Below are 16,918 nucleotides of genomic sequence, written 5' to 3' on the forward strand. Positions count from 1 at the left end.
CTCCTCGGCGATGTAGCTCGGACCATTATCGCTGAGCAGCCTGGGCTTTTGCACGACCCTGGCTGACGAACAGCCCGCGGCTTCAAGCGCCAGTTGCGTGGACGCGCCGAGGCAAAACGGCGCATCTCTCTACGCCGAAGTGGCGGCACGTTTTCCAACTTATGGCGCTTATCCGGTAGCGGGCGCCACTGGATCTTTAGACGACGCGCTGATGGTCGCTGAGGCAATCGATGACTTGGCTGACCTTACGTTAAACATGCGCGAGGTTTTATGGTTTGCTGAGCATGTCAGCCTCAACGACGCGCATTTCGTCTTCCGGCTTCATTTCTTCCGTTGGGGACAGCGTGCTCGCGAACTGTCGCTGTATCTGTGCAGCCGGTTGTTTGGCTGAACGTCCGCAATCGGTCGCGAGCTGTCATGGTCGCCACATCGGTTTCGAACGTCCGCTTCTTCAGGCTCGCCGCCTGAAAGCCGCCACGCCGAAACCGGCCAGAGTTGGCGTTTTCAGCGACTCGCGGGGCGACCCCTCCGACGCTACCCACTTGGCCCATCGCTTCGCATTGGCAGGGGGCGATGTGACGCTGCGCGTCTGGCCCGAAATGGTCCACGCTTGGCCGCTCTTTCAACATGGCATTCCTGTCGCCGGCAACGCCGCGATCGCGGAGGCCGGGAAATGGATTTCTGCACGTGTCGGTGCAATGCAGCCTACTTAATCTGCCAATCTGGCATGAGATCCGAATAATCGTATCCCGACGGTGTGGCTTCATTGCCCCCGACAATTGATTGAATTTACCGTTCAGGCCACGCTCAAGGGACGCCGAGCTACTATAATTGAAGGTCAGCAATCGCAGATTCGATAGCCAGAAGCAGCCTGACCGCAATCGGCCAATCCTTGATCTACTCCGTTGTTCGGGCACCCGCTGGGCTCACCGCCTGCTTCCATGCTGTCAGCATCTCGTCGGGGGAGCCCGTCCCGAAAACATAGTGGTCCGAGCGAACCAGCACGGACTCTGCCTGATGATTTGCCAGCCAGTCGCCGAGCGGTTCTGCGAAAGGTCTCAGCCGCGCGTCGTCCAGGTCGCAGCGCGAAATCAGCCAGGAATCGGCGCCAAGAACGTCGTCGAGCCGAGTGCCGTCGTCTGCGATTGCTTGCGGGAAATAGCTGCCCGCGGCAGAGTTGCCTGGCAGGATTACGCCGGCCGCGATCGGAGGGTAGGCCGTAGGCCCGTCCGGCAGTTTCCGCAGTAGGCGGCCCAGCCGGAACATCAGATCACGCCGGAAGGCCGACCATTTACTGGTCGTGCAAACCATTCGCCCCATCATGATCGCCATCTGGATCGTCGCACGCACATGCGGTGCGCGCTCAGGCTGATAGCTATCGAGTAATGCGTCGGGCGCGCCATCCTTGATCATGGCGGCAAGTTTCCAAGCAAGGTTCGCGGCGTCGCGCAATCCCGAACACATCCCCTGTCCCGCGAAGGGCGGTGTCTGATGCGCGGCGTCGCCTGCGAGCAGGATATTCCCTTTGCGCCATTGCTCGGCGATCCGCGCGCGAAAGGTATAGACGGCTTTGCGTTCGATCCGCACCGCCCCTGCTACATTCCAGGGCGCCAGCAACTTCTCGACGAAGGCATCGTCGCTGACTTGCTCCGCGGTTTCGCCGGGTTTGATCATGAATTCCCATCGATGCCGCCCTTCGCCCATCAGGACGCAAGTCGTGGGTCGGTCGGGATTGCAGATTTGCAGATTGGCATCCGGCAGCCGAGAGTAATCACTGACCAGCACATCGACCACAAGCCAGGGTTCTTCGAAGGCAAGATCGTCGAAGGCTATTCCGGCGGCCTCGCGGACCGGCGAACGCGCGCCATCGGCGCCGACGAGATAACGGGCGCGGATCGTTCGCTCTCCCTCTGGCGTGGTGATGCAGGCCGACACGCCTTCGCCATCATCGTCAAAGGACTGAAGCTCCCACCCACCATGCAACTTGGCATTTTCATATCCGGCCAGTGACCGGCGCAGCACTGTTTCCACCGAGGGCTGGTGGATCATGTTCGCTGCGGGCCAGCCGCCGGCACCAATCCTGTCGGATCCGTCGAAGCGCAGCAGCACCGCGCCCTTGGCGTTCAGGAAATCGTAGCGGGCGACGCGGCGGCTTGTAGCGAACACCGCGTCCGCGGCTCCCGCCTCCTGCAGGATGCGCATGCATTCATGATCGATATGCGCGGCGCGCGGCAGTGGATAAATGTCCGCTTCCTTTTCGGCGACGATGACCGTCACGCCGCGCTTTGCCAGGAGGATCGCCAGCGTGACGCCGGTCGGACCGCCGCCCGCTATCAGGACGTCGCAATCGAAGGAACTCATCGCGTGCGTCTCTGAATGCGTGGAGCCGACATCGGTCACAGCACGATCAGCATGCCGTCCTGCCCGACGGTCAGCTTTTCCTTGTAATGATCGGCCATTCCCTCGGTATACATGCGCCGCACGATGAAACTGTCGGGGTAGGGGATCAGGTGGGTGAGCAGTAGATGTTTGACTCCGGCGGCCTGCGCTTGCTTCGCGAGCGCGATGTTGTCGGCGTGATAGGGAATGGTGCGCGTCGCTACCTCGGCCTCAAAGTCCATCCCCAGCTTCTTCATCTGCGGGATCGCGCGCCGGACCATATGCGCAGCATAGGATTCGTGAACGGCAAGGTCGGCGCCCCGCATTGCGTCCATATTTAGCGGGCTGACCTCGGTATCGCCGCTGATGAAGACTTTTTTGCCGCGATATTCCAGAATATAGCCAAGCGCTGGCTTGACCGGGTCGTGCGCCACCAACGTGGCGTCGATCGTCACGCCGTCCTTGTCATAGACGCGGGTCGTCCGTTGCCCTCCTGCGAACGACACCTCCAGCGGCTTGCCGAAGGCGACTTCGCGCCGTTCGGCAAGGTGCGGCATATTGGCGCTGCGATAGCTTTCATCGAGCGCATAGCTTTTCGCGAGGCCGGCGAGGACGCCGCGCATGCCCACGGGCCCCTCGATTTCCAGCGGCGTCTTTCGCCCCCAGATCCAGCCGGCATTGATCAGTGTGCCGAGGTCGTTGAAATGGTCCGAATGGAAATGGGTGATGAACACGCGTTCCAGCCTGCCCACAGGTGCCCGCGATTGCTCCAGCGACCGTACTGCACCGTCGCCAACGTCAAACAGGAACATGCGTCCGCCCGCCGACACTAGGGTGCAGGCCTGCGCCCTCGCGGCGCTGGCCTCCGGCGAGCCGGTGCCGCAGAGAAGGACGCGGATATGCCCGTCGTTCGCAAGGAAGGTCGGGTTGGGCTTTTGCTGCAGCTTGTCGCGGATTGAGGCGTCCATCAGGCTGTCGCGATTGAAATAGGCGAGAGCGAGCAGAAGGATGGTGAGAGCCAGTACTGCATAAAGGATCTTGCGAAGCATGAGTCCCTCAGCCTTCGGCAACCATGGTCGCTTCGATCGCGCCGATTCTTTCGATTTCACAGCGCACGACATCGCCGGCCTGGAGGAACTGACGTGGATCCATCGCGGCGCCGATGCCGCCCGGCGTGCCGGTAAACAGTATATCGCCAGGCTCCAGCGTCATTCCTACGGACAGATGTTCGACCTGTTCCCAGACGTTGAACACAAGGTGCTCGGTGTTCGAATCCTGCCGTTTCTCGCCATTGACGAAGCAGCGCAGGCCCAGTGTGTGCGGATCTCCGATTTCGTCCGCGGTGACAATCCACGGCCCCATCGGCGCATGCGTGTCGAAGCTTTTGCCGAGCGACCATTGCGGGGTCGCGTGCTGCCACATGCGTTCGGTGACATCGTTGCCGACGCAGTAGCCGAAGATTGCAGCGGGCGCGTCGGAAGCGGCAATATGCTTCCCGCCCTGGCCGACGATCGCCACGAGCTCGACCTCATAGTCGACGGTCATCGTGCCTTTGGCGATTTCAATCGGGTCGTAGGGGCCGTTGACGCTGGTTTGGGCCTTGGTGAACCAGACCTGCCGTTCGGGCGTCGCCATTTTCGATTCGGCGATATGGTCGGCATAATTCAGCCCGATGGCAAAGATCTTGCCGGGGCGCTGGACCGGCGCCTCGAGCTTGACCGACGACAGCGGCACACCGCCTCCCGCGGCGGCCTTCGCTTCCAGCGCAGGTTTGAGCCTGTTCCAGTCACGGATCAGGTCGATCATCGTGCCGTCGATCCCGGTGTCGATGACACTGTCCCCGACGACAATGCCGGTGCGGGTCTGGCCGTCGGCGCTATAGGTGGCGAGTTTCATGCGGATAATTCCTTGGACTGGCGGCGCAGCAGCCGCCGGAGACGGATTTGCAGGGCGGTGAAGAAGGCGATGAGACCGGGCGGGGGTGGGCGTTTGCCGGCGAGCATCGGGTGCGGGCTTCCCCACTGCACCGCAAGCAATGCGCTCATCGGCTGCTTTTGCGGCGGGTCGTCGGCGATAAACAGGTCGCCGTCGGTCCAATGTTCGAGCTCGTTGCCGAACGGATCCTTCCAATAATCGAAGATCTGGCTGCCCATGATGTGGCGCCCTACGCCCCACGCAGGCTGCCGCTTCTTCGCCTTCAGATATTGATGACCCAGCATCAGATCATCGAGATTGGCCACCTCGAACGCCGCGTGTAGCAGGCCGAGTTCGCCCGGCAACTGCGCCAGAAAGATCGTGTGGTGATCGGCGGGCTTGTCGCCGCGGTCGCAGCGCATGAAGGCGCCGAGCGGGACGTCTTTAGCAGCTTCTACCTCATCAGAGGTCAGGAAGCCGAAACGCTGTTTGTACCAGGCTTCGGACGTGCGAAAATCGCGCACCTTGAGCACTGCATGGCCGATACGACGCACATGCGCGGGCGCGGCATCGAGCCGCACGGTGGAGCGAAAGCGCGGCTTCGCGGCGGCGGTGTTGCGTGGCTGGTCGGAGAATGGAAAACTTGCCTCGCTCTTCGCTTGTCCGGCCACCACCTCGACGCCATAACCATCGGGGTCGGTCAACCGCACGATTTTGCCGCCGCCGGGTTCATCGAGATTTTCGACCATCACCCCCTCGGAAGCCGCGAGCCGGTCGAGGTCGCCGAGCGTTTCGGCGCGTAATCCGACAGAGAGAAACTTCGCCTCGCCGGGTTCGGTGACATGGACGAAGGGGCGGCCGTCGCTGCCTTTGCCGTAGAGACGCCCGCCGTGCTCGAACACCGTCATCCCGAAATCTTCGAGAAAGCCACGCATTGCCGCAAAGTCAGGCGCGGCAAAGCGCACGTGCGCAATGTCTTCCACCTTGATGACGGGCATGATCTCTTCCTTGCGACTCGTTTATGACTATTTGGTCAAATAGGTTGAATCTGACCGTATAGTCAAGTAGGGGGGGGTATGGCCGCACGACCCGTTCTTTCCCCCCGCGCTGCCCGAACCCGTGCCGCGCTGATCTCGGCAGGTTTTGATCTGCTCGCCGAAAAGCCGATTGACGCCATTCCGATCGACGAGGTCGTCGCGAAAGCCGGTGTGGCAAAAGGCAGTTTCTTCAACCATTTCGCCGACAAACAGGCTTTTGCGGAAGCTATTGCGACCGAGGTCAGGCTGGAGTTGGAGGACCAGATTGCCCGCGCCAACAATGGTATCGCGGATCCGATTGAGCGCATCGCTGGTGGCATGCGGGTCGGCGCCGAATTCGCTCTGTCCAACCCCAAGCGTACTGCGGTTCTTCTGCGCAGCCACGGCAGTTCGACCGTGCGAGCGCACCCGCTGAATAAAGGGGTGCTTGGCGATTTCGAGGCTGCCTGTGCTCTCGGTCTGCTGCGGCCCGAGGCGAAGGACAGCGGCGTTCTTTATTGGCTAGGCCTCTGTCAGGTCTTGATGACCAATCTCATTGAGCGACCGTTTGGTACAGCGGAAGCAAACCGGCGTATGGCGGATATGCTGATACTCGGCTTATCGGGCCTTGGAGCCAGCGAAGATCATGTCGTCCGGATAGCGTCCAGACTCCTGAACGAGGACCGGGGCAGCTAAGGGGAAGTGGCCCAAGAGTATCCCGGTCGACAACATGCCGCCGTTCAGCGCCGAGGTGAATCCGGCAGAGCATGCCAATCACGCCTGTCCGTAGGAATGTCCGTTGCTGCAATAAGAAGCCTTAAAGCGGACCGACCGCTATCGTTGAGAGTTTCAGACGCCGCCAGGCGTCAGAATGCGCCGGCACGATGGCCGGCGCATTCCCCCTTTGGGGCCGGTGGGTCTCAATTTTTGCGGTTGTCGACGCGCTCGGCGCGCTGGCCCGCGGGTGCGGCCTGCGGAGCGGCCTCGTTCTGCGGCTGGCCGCCGGCATCTTGCTGCCGTTCGGCCGCTTTCTTTAGCTCGCCCTTGGTCATGCCGGTGACGAGGACATCGCCCGATCCGGTAAAGCTTGCGGCGGGGATCGTCGCGACACGGTTGCCGACCTCGACTGTCACCGCTTGTACAACACCGCCGCCGGTCTGACGGATATCCTGAACATAGCCGATTACCTTGCCCCGCGCGTCGGTCACCGCCATGCCGGGTTCGACCGCGAACACGCCCGCGCCCGATGCGGCGCCGCTGCCCGCGACGGCCAACTGGCCAAGGCTGCCCTGGAAGCCGCCCGCTCCTGAGCCCGCGCCGTTCGCGGCACCCGAAAGGCCCGAAGCTGCGCCACCCGTTCGATCGCGGACGTTGCCGACTGCGCCGCGCGCCGTTCCGGTGACGGTCGAAGCGGTTCCTTGCGCCGTGCCGACGGCGCCGCGCGCGGTCTGGCCGACGAAATCGGTTCCGACGGCCTGCGCGCCGAGGCTGCCGTTGCCCGAAGCACGGCCGGAGCCATCGACCGTCCCGCCGATCGGGTTGCCGAGAAGATTGGCGTTTCCGTTCGCCGTGCCCTTGCCGTTTGCCCCTGCATTGCCCTTGCCCTGCACACGGCCCGAGCGGCGGTCGATATTCGTGTCGCCGCGGCCGGTGCCGCTAAGTTCGCCCGCGCTGCCGAGCGTGCCGCCGATGGGACCGGCCGGATTGCCGAGCGTACCGCCCAGCGATCCGCCGAGGCCGCCGGTCAGTCCGCCGCTGCCGCCCAGCAGCTGCGCCGAAGCGGGCGTCGAAAATGCCATGGCCGTGGCGGCAAGCGCGATGGCCGGAATGAAAATACGATGTGCCATTGTCCTACTCCTGAATGTGCGACCCGAGGGGGTGGGGCCTGTGGAGAGAACGATGGCGTGTTCGACTTTATTCCGGAAAATATCGAAAAGTGTCAGCGGCCGCCGCAAGCGCCGCAAATCAGGCCGTGGCCGTAGACTTTGTCGCGCCCCTTATGGCCAAGGTCGCGCGCTTCCATCACCAGCCCGGTGACGGCCGGACCGATGCGGTCCACCGATGGAGCGGGATAGCGAAGGGCCAGCCGCCCCGCAACGAGCGGTGCGGCAAAGGAGGTTCCGCGCAGCCGGTCGGTGCCCGCGGTGCCCGTCGCCGCCAGCACCGCATCGCCGGGTGCGGCGAAATCGACGTGCAGCGCGCGGCCCGCCTCGGGTAGAACGCGCCCTTTCGCGTCGACGCCGGTCACCGCGAAAACACCGCGATAGGAGGCCGGATAGGCGGGCGGCGCTGCGGGCCCGTCGTTGCCGACCGCGGCGACGATCAACATTCCGCGCTGTTGCGCACGCCGCACCGCGGCTGACAGCAGCTTGTTGTCGGGACCGACCAGACTGATCGTCGTCACCGCGACGCGGCTTTGCGCAAGCCAGCCGAGCGCACGGGCGATCGCGCTGGCGTTCCCGCCGGCGGGATCGGTGCCATAGACATCGGCGGCCAGTAGCCGCTGTCCGGCGGCGGCGCCCGTTATCGCGCCGCTGCCGACGAGCAGCGAGGCAACCGCTGTGCCGTGGCGGCTCGCCGTCGGGGCGCCCCTTGCAAAGCCGCGCTGCTCGACACGCCCCGCCAGCGACGGATGCGCCGCGACCCCGCCGTCGATCAGGCCAAGGCTGGCCTTGCCGCCGCCCGCAGTCGTCGCGAGCGCCGACCTGGGCAGTGCGCCGCCGGGGCCGCTCGCGAAATAGAGATTGTCGGCATCGACCGCGGCAGCGGGCAGCAGCTTCGCAAGCTGTTTGCGCGCGCGGGCCAGGCGGCGCCCTTCGGGCACAGAAAATCGTGCAAGATCGAGATCGAGTCCCTCGATACGCTCGCGCTCGATCAGGGCGAAACCTGCCTCTGCCGCACGCCGGATCATGGCGTCGTCGACGCCGCTGGCGATCAGCACGCCGCGCACCGCGGGCTCGCCGCGATCGTCGAGCTCGATGCTGTCGCGATGGTTACGCACCAGCGCGTCGATGCGGTCGAGCCGAAGCTGCGTCAGCCGCTCGCTCGTCGCGACCAGACGTTCAAGGACACCCGTGTCGGGCAGCGTTGACAGGACCCGCCCGGCCTCGGGCAACTGCGCCGACGGCAGCGCGACCTGCGCCGCTGCACGCGGACCAGCACCGCCGATCGCGAGGCAGATTGCCACCAGCCCTGTCGTCCAGATTCGCATCGTTACTCTCGCGCCCATCGTCTTGCCGGAAAATTTAGCAGGATGTGGAAGAAACGATAGAAGGTCATCGTTTCTTCCTCAAACAACCGAAAAGAGAGCGATGCGCTTCGAAGAGGAACTGGTCGAGCTGTTACCGCGCCTGCGTCGCTTTGCGCGCGGGCTGGCGCAGAGCGCCAGCGATGCCGACGACCTGTGTCAGGCGGCGATCGAGCGCGCCTTGAAATCGCGCGAACAATGGCAACAAGGAACGAGACTGGACAGCTGGATGTACCGGATCACCCGCAACCTCTGGATCGACCACCGCCGTGTTGCTGGCCGGCGCGGCGTCCATACCCCGATCGACGACGCGGTCACGCAGATCGCCGGCGACGGGATCGCCGAGGTTGAGGCGGGCGCGCTGCGCGGCGACGTCGACGGCGCGATGGCCCGGCTTCCTGATGAGCAGCGCGAGGTTGTGATGCTCGTGCTGGTGGAAGGCTATGCCTATCGCGAGGCGGCGGACATATTGGAGGTGCCGATCGGCACCGTGACATCGCGGCTCGCGCGTGGACGTGAAACGCTGATGCATTTGCTTGGAGAGGCCGCATGAGCTTCGACCCCGCTACCATCGCTGCTTATGTCGACGGCGAACTCGACGATCTGACCGCGCGCCGGATCGAACGCGACGCTGAAAGCGACGCCGCCCTCGCTGCCGAGATTGCGCGTTATCGTGTGCTGAGCGCCCAGATTTCCGCGCATTTCGCACCTGTGGTCGATGAACCGGTGCCTGATCGCCTGCGCGCCTTGTTGGTCGGGGAGGGCGTGGACACCAGCCTGTCCGAGCGCCGCGAAGCAAGGCGCGCGCGGTTCGCGCCCGCCAATTGGGGCGCTATCGCCGCATCGCTGCTGCTGGGTCTGACCCTCGGCCTCCGGCCTTGGGCGCCGGCGCCGGACGTGACCAGTGCCAACGGTATGCTGGTCGCGTCGGGAGGTCTGGCCGAAGCGCTAGACACGCAGCTGGCATCGAATCAGCCGGCCGACGCCGATATCCGCATCGCTCTGAGCTTTCGCGACAGGGCGGGCCGTATCTGCCGCAGCTTCGCGGGTCGCGACTTGTCGGGCATCGGCTGCCGCGAAGACGGTCGCTGGGCGCTCGAACGCACCGCGGCCGGTCAGAAGGCCCGCGCGTACCGGCAGGCGTCGTCGGGCGACCTCGCGGCGGCTACGGCAGCGATGATGGCAGGTGATGCGTTCGATGCCGCAGCCGAACGCGCTGCCCGTGACGCTGGCTGGGACCGCTAAAGCCGGTTGTTGTGCAACGTCGGCTTTACACACGAAGTCGGTTTAAAGCTGCCCGTCAGCAATCGGCCAGCTTCGCACGGCATCAAATAACCGGCGGCAGTGGCCCGGCAGACGTCAAATACAACGAGAGCATCGTTAGCCCGCGCCGCAGGCCCGCCGTGTCAATTGCTCCGCCAAGGGATACACGCACGGCTGGCGCGCGCACATCGTCGGCTGAGAAGCTGTCCGCCGATATTGCGGTCATCCCTGCGCCGGCAAGAGCGCTGCCGATCTGCGCCGCGTTGTCGTCGTCGCCAAGCGACACCCAAAGATGGTAGCCGCAAGGATGGGCGGCATAGCTTGCGGGTGGCAAAATCTCGGCTGCAAGCGCCTGGCGCCTTTTGGCCTCCGCGCGCGTTTCGGCGATCAGCCGGTCATAGCGGCCGTCTTCGACCCAGCAGGTCAGGAGCGCGGCGTTAAGCGGAGGCGCCATCACATTAGTGTCGTGCACCACGGCGGCCAGAGCCATCGCCTGTCGGAGGGACGGCGCCCGGACATGCGCGACGCGCAATGCCGGCGAGATGATCTTCGAACTGGTCGCAATGTACCATCCAAGTTCCGGCACCAGGCTGGCCAGAGGTGCCAGCGGCCGCTCGTCCAGCAGACCATAGGCATCATCCTCGATGATCTGGATAGCGTGCCGCAGAGCGACCTCGGCGATGGCCGCCCGCTCGTCCGCGTTCAGGGTCGTCGTCGTCGGATTGTCGTTGGTCGGCACGAGGTAAAGAGCGGCGATCTTTCTCGTTCGGCAAAGGGCTTCCAGATTCGCTGCCTCAATGCGGGTCATGGGCGCGAGCTTCAACCCGGCTTTTCGGGCGAGCGCAAGGAAGCCTGGATAGACATAGGGCCCGCAGGCGACCGTATCGCCGGGCGCCAGCGCCGCGCCGATAATCGCGTGCAGGGCGTTCTGCGAGCCCGAGGTCACGATTACTTCGTCCGGATGGCTCGCCAGGCTGACGCGCTCGAAAATCTTCGTGCCTGCGATCCGATCGGCTTCGCTTCCACCGGCCGGGACGTAATGGAGGCGGCCTCCCGCGCCGGGCGCGCTCAGCAGCGCACTGGTCGTTCGCTCCCACAATGCAAGCAGCGACCCGCCTTCCACTTCGGGCGGCATGTTCATGCCGGTATCGCGCGGAGGCGGCCCCGCGGCCATTACGTCCTGTGGCAGGACGAAACTTCCGGCGCGTCCGCGCGCCACAATCAAGCCGCGATTTCGGGCCTGGTCATAAGCTTTGGTGACAGTGGTAAGATCGACACCGAGACGGGCAGCGAGATCACGCTGCGGGGGGAGGCGATCGCCGCCGCGCAGGTCGCCCGCTTCGATCGCCGCGGCCATAGAATCGGCGATCGCAAGATATTTGGGGCCATCAGCGCTATCGAGATCGGGAAGCCAGTCCTTCTTGACCACGCCTGGTCACTCCTCCTTGGCGCGCGCATTGAGTTTGGCCCAAAGGGCGTCTGTCCCCGCTTCCTGCGCCTTGTTCACATATTGGGATGCGACGAGCCATCCCTTGATCGGATGGAGCGCGAGGACGCAAGGAATAATCATAAGCGGCACCGAGACGAGCGCGTGCATCCACCAGGGTGGGCTGAAAGCGACTTCGAACCACACAACCAGAAAGAGGAGGGGAAAAGCGATAAAGCATAAGGAGAAAAAAGCGGGTCCGTCATCGGGCGTCGCAAAATCATAGTTCAAGCCGCAAGTCGGGCATTGATCCGTGACCTTAAGCCAACGCTTGAACATCCGGCCCTGTCCGCAGCGTGGGCAGAGACCGTGGAGACCGGATTTATATATCCACGCCCATTTCTCGCGGGCCTCGAATTCTTCAGCCATATACAAAACCCACATAAAGCCATGCAATAGACCATACATAATATACCGCGCGCGATTTGTCCACAGGGGGTAGAGACGTCCGGACCAGCGTGCAGGTCCGTTAGCGGTGGGGAGCTGTCATCGCCGCCCCATCGGTTTCGTACGTCCGCTCCTTCAGAACCGCCGCCTGAAAGCCGACAGGCCGATACCGTTGAGAGTTTCAGACGCCGGGAGGCGTCAGAAAGTCTTCGGTGCCCGAACCGCGGTGGTCATGAGCCGAGCTATGGGGAAAGCTGTTTTGCGCAGGTCATGGTGCTGGACGTTGCTGCCCAAAATCGGACGTATCTGAGATCGGACCGTCTGGATATGGGCCGTAAAAGCGGACGCCGAAAGTCGGACCGTCCGATTTTGCGGTTCCGGCGTCTGCTATTGGGCAGCGTCGGCGCGAGCGGGGCCGCTCCCAGGCGCGGGTGTACGCTGGATCGTGTCGGTGCCAGGCCGTGCCGGGTCACGGCGCCGGTATCCCGGATGAGACCGCAAGCGGTGGCGGCGCGCGAGGCGGATAGCGGCGCTCGAAGACCTCAATGATGATCATCGTGCCGCCGCAGCACGGGCAGGTCGGGCGGGGCTCGGGCTCGTCGTTCGGTTCGTCGACCGGAGGGGGTGCGACATCGAGCAGGCGGCGGGCGCGTTCGAGATGGTCCTTGCGGCGTGCGCTGGCGAGGAGGCCATAGTGGCGGATGCGGTGGAACCCGCGCGGCAGGGCGTGGAGGAGAAAGCGGCGGATGAACTCGTCGGCGGCGAGGGTCATGACCTGCTGCCGTCCGGCGCCGGCCTTGCGGTAATCCTTGTAGCGGAAGGTGACCCCGGCCTCGTCGAATCGGAGAAGGCGGCTGTTCGATATGGCGACGCGGTGAGTGTAGCGCGCGAGGTAAGCGAGCACGGCCTCGGGGCCCGCGAATGGCGGCTTGGCATAGACCACCCAGCGCTTCTTCCTGACGGGTGAGAGGTGCCGCAGGAATGCACGCCGCTCGGCAAGATCCGACATGCTGCCGTAGAATGCGAGCTGCCCGCGATCATGGAGGGCGCTCAGCCGGGTGAGGAACAGGCGGCGGAACAGGGCGCCGAGCACGCGGACCGGCAGCAGGAAGGCCGGGCGTGCTGATATCCAGCGTGTCCCATCGCGCGAGATGCCGCCGCCGGGCACGATCATGTGGATGTGCGGATGATGGGTGAGCGCCGAGCCCCAGGTATGGAGGACGGCGGTGATGCCGATCCGGGCGCCGAGGTGCTTGGGATCGGCGGCGATGGTCATCATCGTATCGGCCGCGGCCTTGAACAAGAGGTCATAGACCAGCGCCTTGTTGTAATAGGCGATCGCGGCGACCTCGGCAGGCAGGGTGAACACGACATGGAAGTAACCGACCGGGAGGAGATCGGCCTCGCGCGCTTCGAGCCAGCTGCGCGCGGCGGCGCCCTGGCACCTGGGGCAGTGCCGGTTGCGGCAGCTGTTGTACGCGATCCGCCAGTGGCCGCAGTCGGTGCAAGCCTCGACGTGGCCACCCAAAGCGGCGGTGCGGCAATGTTCGATCGCCGACATGATCCTCAGCTGATGCAGGCTGAGATGCCCGGTATGGGCCATGCGATAGGCAGGGCCAGCAGCACGGAAGATGTCGGCGACCTCGAGCGAGGCGCGCACGAACCCTAACCGTCAGGCGCCTTCTCGCTCGGCGATGCCAGCGCGAGCCTGTCGAGCGGGCTGACGATCGACCGCACGGTCTTGGTCGCGACCTGCGTATAGAAGGCGGTGGTGTTTAGCTTGGCATGGCCGAGCAATGCCTGGATGACGCGGATATCGACGCCATCCTCGAGCAGGTGGGTGGCGAAACTGTGGCGCAGGGTGTGCGGACCAACACGCTTGTCGATGTCGGCGGCCTCGGCAGCTTCGACGACGACGCGGTAGAGCTGACGCGTGCTGATCGGCGCCGCGGCGCTCTGTCCGGGGAAGAGCCAGCCATCGGGCAGCAAGATGCCCTGCTGCCGCCCCGCGCGCCACCAGTCGCGCAGGAGCAGGAGCAGGCCTTCGGGCAGCATCGCGTTGCGATATCGGCCGCCTTTACCGCGCTCGATCCTGAGCAGCATGCGCTTGCTGTCGATATCGCTGACCTTGAGCGCCGACACCTCGGCAACGCGCAGGCCCGCGCCGTAAGCGACCGACAGCGCGGCCTGGTGCTTGAGCGAGCGCGTTGCATCGAGCAGGCGCTTCACCTCGGCCATGGTCAGTACCACCGGGATCTTGCGAACCTGCCTCGTGCGGACGAGCTTGCGCGCGAGGTCGGGGCGGTCGAGCGTGTGCGTGAAGAAGAACCTCAGCGCGCCGACGATGCTGTTCATCGTTGGTGCGGGGACGCCCGCCTGTTGCTGCTCGATCTGGAACTGCCGGATATCCTCGGCGCTCGCGGTGTGGGGCGAGCGCCCCAGCCAGGTCGCGAACCGCCCGACGTCGCGAAGATAGTTACGCTGCGTCTCCTTCGAGAAGCGCCGCATGGTCATATCGTCGATCAGGCGCTGGCGCAGCGGGCTGATCGGGCCAATCTGGACAAGCTCGTTCATCGTTCGACTCCTCAGGTAAAGGAGTCGAAAGGGTCTGCCTCTGGCCGCCAGCGTTCAATCAGGCGCGGCGCTCGCTGGGGCTCTTTACATCGAGGCTAGCACCCATCCACGAAGTGGTTCGTGCATCGGGCGGAATAAGCGATGACGGCAGCTACCTTCGCCATTTCACGCAGTCGACAAGCGCGCGTAGGAGGGCGGGAAGCGGTTGGCAGGAAGACTGTCTTTTTCCTCCGCGAGACGGTCGGGCACTGAAACCGATCGGGAGGTCCTAGAAGCGCCCCTCGAAGGTCAGCCCGATCATCCGCGGTTCGCCGAGCAGCGCCTGCAGGCGGCCAGCATTGCGATATTGATAGTCGTAATATTTGTCGTCGAAGAGGTTCGTCGCGACCAGAAAGGCGCCGAAATTGTCGTTGTGGTACCCGATTTTCGCGTTGACGAGTGTGCGCGACGGAACGTCGCGGCCCGCCGACTGGGCAACGACACTCTGATACTGCGCGCCGCGGTAATTGGCGTTGAGGTTGACCGACACGCCGCTCGCGTGGCGCCAGTCGAAACCGGCGGCAGCGGTCCAGCGCGGCGCCTGCGCGAACTGGTGCCCCGCCAGATCCTCGACATTGCCATTGTCGACGACGAAGTCGGAAAACCTGCTGTTCGCATATCCGATCGAGCCGTAGACGTTCAGTGCGTCGGTGACATCGAAATCGCTTTCGACCTCGAAGCCCCAGACGCGCGATTTGCCGGCATTGCGGGTTTCATAGTCAAAGCGGTTCTCCGACAACTGGACCTGCACCTGCTGATCGGTCCAGTCGATGTAGAAGGCGTTGGCGTTGAAGGTCAGCCGGCGGTCGAGCCATTGCGTCCGCAAGGACAGCTCGTAATTCCACGTATATTCCTGATCGTAGGTGAAAGCCCGCGCACGGCCGGGATTGATCCCGCTGCCGCCCGACCGGTAGCCGCGCTGGACGATCGCGCTCACCGTCTTGTCGGGCGCGAGCTCCCACGAAATGCCGCCCTTGGGCAGAAAGGCCTCATAGGTCGTGCTGCGTTGCGGCCCGGTACTGCTCGCATTGTCGACGTCCGACAGGAGCAGGTTGTTGACCGTCCGGAATACGAGGCCGAGGAGCGGGTTGGGTGCTGCCGCCGGGTCGGGAAGCGCGGTGATGAGCGTCACGTCATTCTCGTTCCGTACCTTCTGCTTTTCGCGGTCATAACGGAAACCCGCGAGCAGCTTCAGCCCCGGCGCCACCTCCCAGCCAGCGTCGCCGAACAGCGCCTGAGTCTCGATGTCGAAGGGATAAAGCTGTTCCGACGCGATGAAGACGCGCTTCGGATATGCCGCGCGAACCGCCTGCGCGGTCGCGAGCGCGGTCGCGGGATCCATCCCCGCACCACCCTGCGCGGGCGGCAGCGCAAGGAAACCCGCGACACGATTGGTCAGGCCAAGGTCGAGGTCGAGATCGAGACTGAAGGTGCTGTTCGCCAGATAATCGGGATTCTTGTGGTGCGAATAATAGACGCCGACCAGCCCCTGCAGCGGCCCAGTGTCGAAGGTTAGCCGGACCTCCTGGCTGATAATCTTCTGGCCGGTCGAATAATCGCCATAGGCTTCATCCTCGCGGCGCAGGTCGCCGTCGTACACTGAAAAAGTCTTGAGGTGGTTATAGGTGCTGATTGAGGACAGTGTGAACACATCGCCCAGCGGCAGCGAGGCGTCGAGCGTGAACAGATCGGTACTCGTCTTGGTATAGGTATCGCGGTTCGCCTCGACGGTGCGCCGCTTCCAGCTGTCCGGCAGGTCGGTCAGCGAATAGCCGCGCCCGTCATTGCCGAAATGCCGGTCATAGAGATAGGAGGCGACAATGCGCAGCCCGCCGGCGCCGCCGGGCGTGAAGAGCAGCTTGGTGCGCACGACCTCGCTCTTCGAATTCGCATAGTCCCCGCCGGCAAAGCTGTTCTTGATCAGCCCGTCGCCGCGCGCCAGTTCGCCCGCGACGCGAAACGCCAGCACATCGTCGATGATCGGCCCGCCGATCGCGGCGGCGAGGCGATATTCGCCATCGGCATCGGTGATCATCGCGCGCGCCTTGCCGCGCCAGTTGAAGCTCGGGTCCGCGGTCCTGAGTATGATCGAACCCGCCAGCGCGTTGCGCCCCTGCAGCGTCGATTGGGGCCCGCGCAGGATTTCGACTTGCTCGAGGTCCCACAAGTCGAGCGGTCCGCCGCCGCTCGCTTCGCGCGGCAACGGCGATCCGTCGAGATAGACGGTCGCAAGGTCGCCGAGCCCCGTACCCGAGACGTTCGTGCTAGCGATTCCACGGATGTTGAAACCCGATTCGCCGAGCGTCGACGCGACGTTAGCGGTCCGATCGATCAGATCGTAGACCGAGATCAGATTCTGCCGGTCGATCTGTTCCGACGTGAACACCTTGACGCTCGTCGGCGTGTCCTGAAGCGTCCGGTCGAATTTGAGGCCGGTGACGACGATCTCGTTGCTCTCGCCCGCACCTGCTGTGTTGGCGACGGCGTCGACCGCCGCATCCTCGGCATAGGCGGGCATCGCAGCGCTCGCCAGCATCAGCGCCAGAACCGGCCGGAACGTCTTCGCCATTGTCAGGGACTCCCCAAGTCGATATCGAGCAGCGCCTCTATTGC

General features: G+C 64.2%; 15 protein-coding genes. 4 read left to right on the forward strand and 11 right to left on the reverse strand.

The genetic code is table 11. From position 1 onward, the window contains the following. The first annotated feature begins 97 nt into the window (after positions 1-97). Positions 98-391 carry a hypothetical protein gene (locus tag ACT17R_RS16650; RefSeq protein WP_444809852.1) on the forward strand — a complete coding sequence of 98 codons (294 nt, stop codon included), beginning with the start codon at positions 98-100 and terminating at the stop codon, positions 389-391. A 506-nt stretch (positions 392-897) separates the two neighbouring features. Here the strand turns inward: ACT17R_RS16650 and mhpA are convergent. Genes mhpA through ACT17R_RS16670 form a run of 4 tightly spaced genes read right to left on the reverse strand, consistent with a single transcriptional unit; the run spans position 898 to position 5,291 of the window. Next, complete coding sequence (mhpA, locus tag ACT17R_RS16655; RefSeq protein ID WP_444809891.1) at positions 898-2,361, reverse strand: bifunctional 3-(3-hydroxy-phenyl)propionate/3-hydroxycinnamic acid hydroxylase MhpA; 1,464 nt, start codon at positions 2,359-2,361, stop codon at positions 898-900. A 35-nt stretch (positions 2,362-2,396) separates the two neighbouring features. Next, positions 2,397-3,428 (reverse strand): MBL fold metallo-hydrolase, encoded by a 1,032-nt coding sequence (locus ACT17R_RS16660; RefSeq protein WP_444809853.1) that lies wholly within the window; start codon positions 3,426-3,428, stop codon positions 2,397-2,399. Between the two features lie 7 nt (positions 3,429-3,435). Then, positions 3,436-4,275, reverse strand: a complete 840-nt coding sequence (locus tag ACT17R_RS16665; protein ID WP_444809854.1) for a fumarylacetoacetate hydrolase family protein — start codon at positions 4,273-4,275, stop codon at positions 3,436-3,438. Then, positions 4,272-5,291 carry a VOC family protein gene (locus ACT17R_RS16670; protein ID WP_444809855.1) on the reverse strand — a complete coding sequence of 340 codons (1,020 nt, stop codon included), beginning with the start codon at positions 5,289-5,291 and terminating at the stop codon, positions 4,272-4,274. Before ACT17R_RS16670 ends, ACT17R_RS16665 begins: the two co-directional genes overlap by 4 nt. Before the next feature lie 78 nt (positions 5,292-5,369). Here ACT17R_RS16670 and ACT17R_RS16675 point away from each other — a divergent pair, with 78 nt between their 5' ends. Further along, positions 5,370-6,005 (forward strand): TetR/AcrR family transcriptional regulator, encoded by a 636-nt coding sequence (locus tag ACT17R_RS16675; RefSeq protein WP_444809856.1) that lies wholly within the window; start codon positions 5,370-5,372, stop codon positions 6,003-6,005. 224 nt (positions 6,006-6,229) lie between these two features. Here ACT17R_RS16675 and ACT17R_RS16680 read toward each other — a convergent pair whose 3' ends face one another. Beyond that, complete coding sequence (locus ACT17R_RS16680; RefSeq protein ID WP_444809857.1) at positions 6,230-7,156, reverse strand: hypothetical protein; 927 nt, start codon at positions 7,154-7,156, stop codon at positions 6,230-6,232. A gap of 92 nt (positions 7,157-7,248) precedes the next feature. Continuing rightward, positions 7,249-8,520 (reverse strand): S8 family serine peptidase, encoded by a 1,272-nt coding sequence (locus ACT17R_RS16685; RefSeq protein WP_444809858.1) that lies wholly within the window; start codon positions 8,518-8,520, stop codon positions 7,249-7,251. 100 nt (positions 8,521-8,620) lie between these two features. Between ACT17R_RS16685 and ACT17R_RS16690 the strand changes: the two genes are divergently transcribed. Further along, positions 8,621-9,109: an RNA polymerase sigma factor gene (locus ACT17R_RS16690; RefSeq protein ID WP_062900934.1), complete on the forward strand. Its 489-nt coding sequence runs from the start codon at positions 8,621-8,623 to the stop codon at positions 9,107-9,109. After that, on the forward strand, positions 9,106-9,801 hold the full coding sequence (locus ACT17R_RS16695) for an anti-sigma factor family protein (protein ID WP_062900933.1): 696 nt from the start codon (positions 9,106-9,108) through the stop codon (positions 9,799-9,801). The genes ACT17R_RS16690 and ACT17R_RS16695 overlap by 4 nt, the downstream gene beginning before the upstream one ends. A gap of 82 nt (positions 9,802-9,883) precedes the next feature. Here the strand turns inward: ACT17R_RS16695 and ACT17R_RS16700 are convergent, their stop codons facing one another. From ACT17R_RS16700 to ACT17R_RS16720, 5 genes are all read right to left on the reverse strand, one after another. Next, positions 9,884-11,248 carry an aminotransferase-like domain-containing protein gene (locus ACT17R_RS16700; RefSeq protein WP_444809859.1) on the reverse strand — a complete coding sequence of 455 codons (1,365 nt, stop codon included), beginning with the start codon at positions 11,246-11,248 and terminating at the stop codon, positions 9,884-9,886. Positions 11,249-11,254: 6 nt separating this feature from the next. Further along, positions 11,255-11,674, reverse strand: coding sequence for a DUF983 domain-containing protein (locus ACT17R_RS16705; RefSeq protein WP_217373210.1), 420 nt, complete (start codon positions 11,672-11,674; stop codon positions 11,255-11,257). 487 nt (positions 11,675-12,161) lie between these two features. After that, positions 12,162-13,352, reverse strand: a complete 1,191-nt coding sequence (locus tag ACT17R_RS16710; RefSeq protein ID WP_444809860.1) for an IS91 family transposase — start codon at positions 13,350-13,352, stop codon at positions 12,162-12,164. Between the two features lie 5 nt (positions 13,353-13,357). Next, positions 13,358-14,266, reverse strand: a complete 909-nt coding sequence (locus ACT17R_RS16715) for a tyrosine-type recombinase/integrase (RefSeq protein WP_186401981.1) — start codon at positions 14,264-14,266, stop codon at positions 13,358-13,360. A 268-nt stretch (positions 14,267-14,534) separates the two neighbouring features. Next, on the reverse strand, positions 14,535-16,874 hold the full coding sequence (locus ACT17R_RS16720) for a TonB-dependent receptor (RefSeq protein ID WP_444809861.1): 2,340 nt from the start codon (positions 16,872-16,874) through the stop codon (positions 14,535-14,537). Positions 16,875-16,918: the final 44 nt, after the last annotated feature.

It is taken from the genome of Sphingopyxis sp. Q841, from assembly GCF_052384365.1.
GTDB lineage: Bacteria > Pseudomonadota > Alphaproteobacteria > Sphingomonadales > Sphingomonadaceae > Sphingopyxis > Sphingopyxis terrae_A.

Excerpts from the sequence above, each read along its gene's own strand:
- ACT17R_RS16705 (WP_217373210.1), bottom strand. The coding sequence starts at position 11,674 with ATGGCTGAAGAATTCGAGGCCCGCGAGAAATGGGCGTGGATATATAAA.
- ACT17R_RS16675 (WP_444809856.1), top strand. The coding sequence starts at position 5,370 with ATGGCCGCACGACCCGTTCTTTCCCCCCGCGCTGCCCGAACCCGTGCC.
- ACT17R_RS16670 (WP_444809855.1), bottom strand. The coding sequence starts at position 5,291 with ATGCCCGTCATCAAGGTGGAAGACATTGCGCACGTGCGCTTTGCCGCG.
- ACT17R_RS16695 (WP_062900933.1), top strand. The coding sequence starts at position 9,106 with ATGAGCTTCGACCCCGCTACCATCGCTGCTTATGTCGACGGCGAACTC.
- ACT17R_RS16720 (WP_444809861.1), bottom strand. The coding sequence starts at position 16,874 with ATGGCGAAGACGTTCCGGCCGGTTCTGGCGCTGATGCTGGCGAGCGCT.
- ACT17R_RS16665 (WP_444809854.1), bottom strand. The coding sequence starts at position 4,275 with ATGAAACTCGCCACCTATAGCGCCGACGGCCAGACCCGCACCGGCATT.
- ACT17R_RS16685 (WP_444809858.1), bottom strand. The coding sequence starts at position 8,520 with ATGCGAATCTGGACGACAGGGCTGGTGGCAATCTGCCTCGCGATCGGC.
- mhpA (WP_444809891.1), bottom strand. The coding sequence starts at position 2,361 with ATGAGTTCCTTCGATTGCGACGTCCTGATAGCGGGCGGCGGTCCGACC.
- ACT17R_RS16690 (WP_062900934.1), top strand. The coding sequence starts at position 8,621 with ATGCGCTTCGAAGAGGAACTGGTCGAGCTGTTACCGCGCCTGCGTCGC.
- ACT17R_RS16715 (WP_186401981.1), bottom strand. The coding sequence starts at position 14,266 with ATGAACGAGCTTGTCCAGATTGGCCCGATCAGCCCGCTGCGCCAGCGC.
- ACT17R_RS16680 (WP_444809857.1), bottom strand. The coding sequence starts at position 7,156 with ATGGCACATCGTATTTTCATTCCGGCCATCGCGCTTGCCGCCACGGCC.
- ACT17R_RS16660 (WP_444809853.1), bottom strand. The coding sequence starts at position 3,428 with ATGCTTCGCAAGATCCTTTATGCAGTACTGGCTCTCACCATCCTTCTG.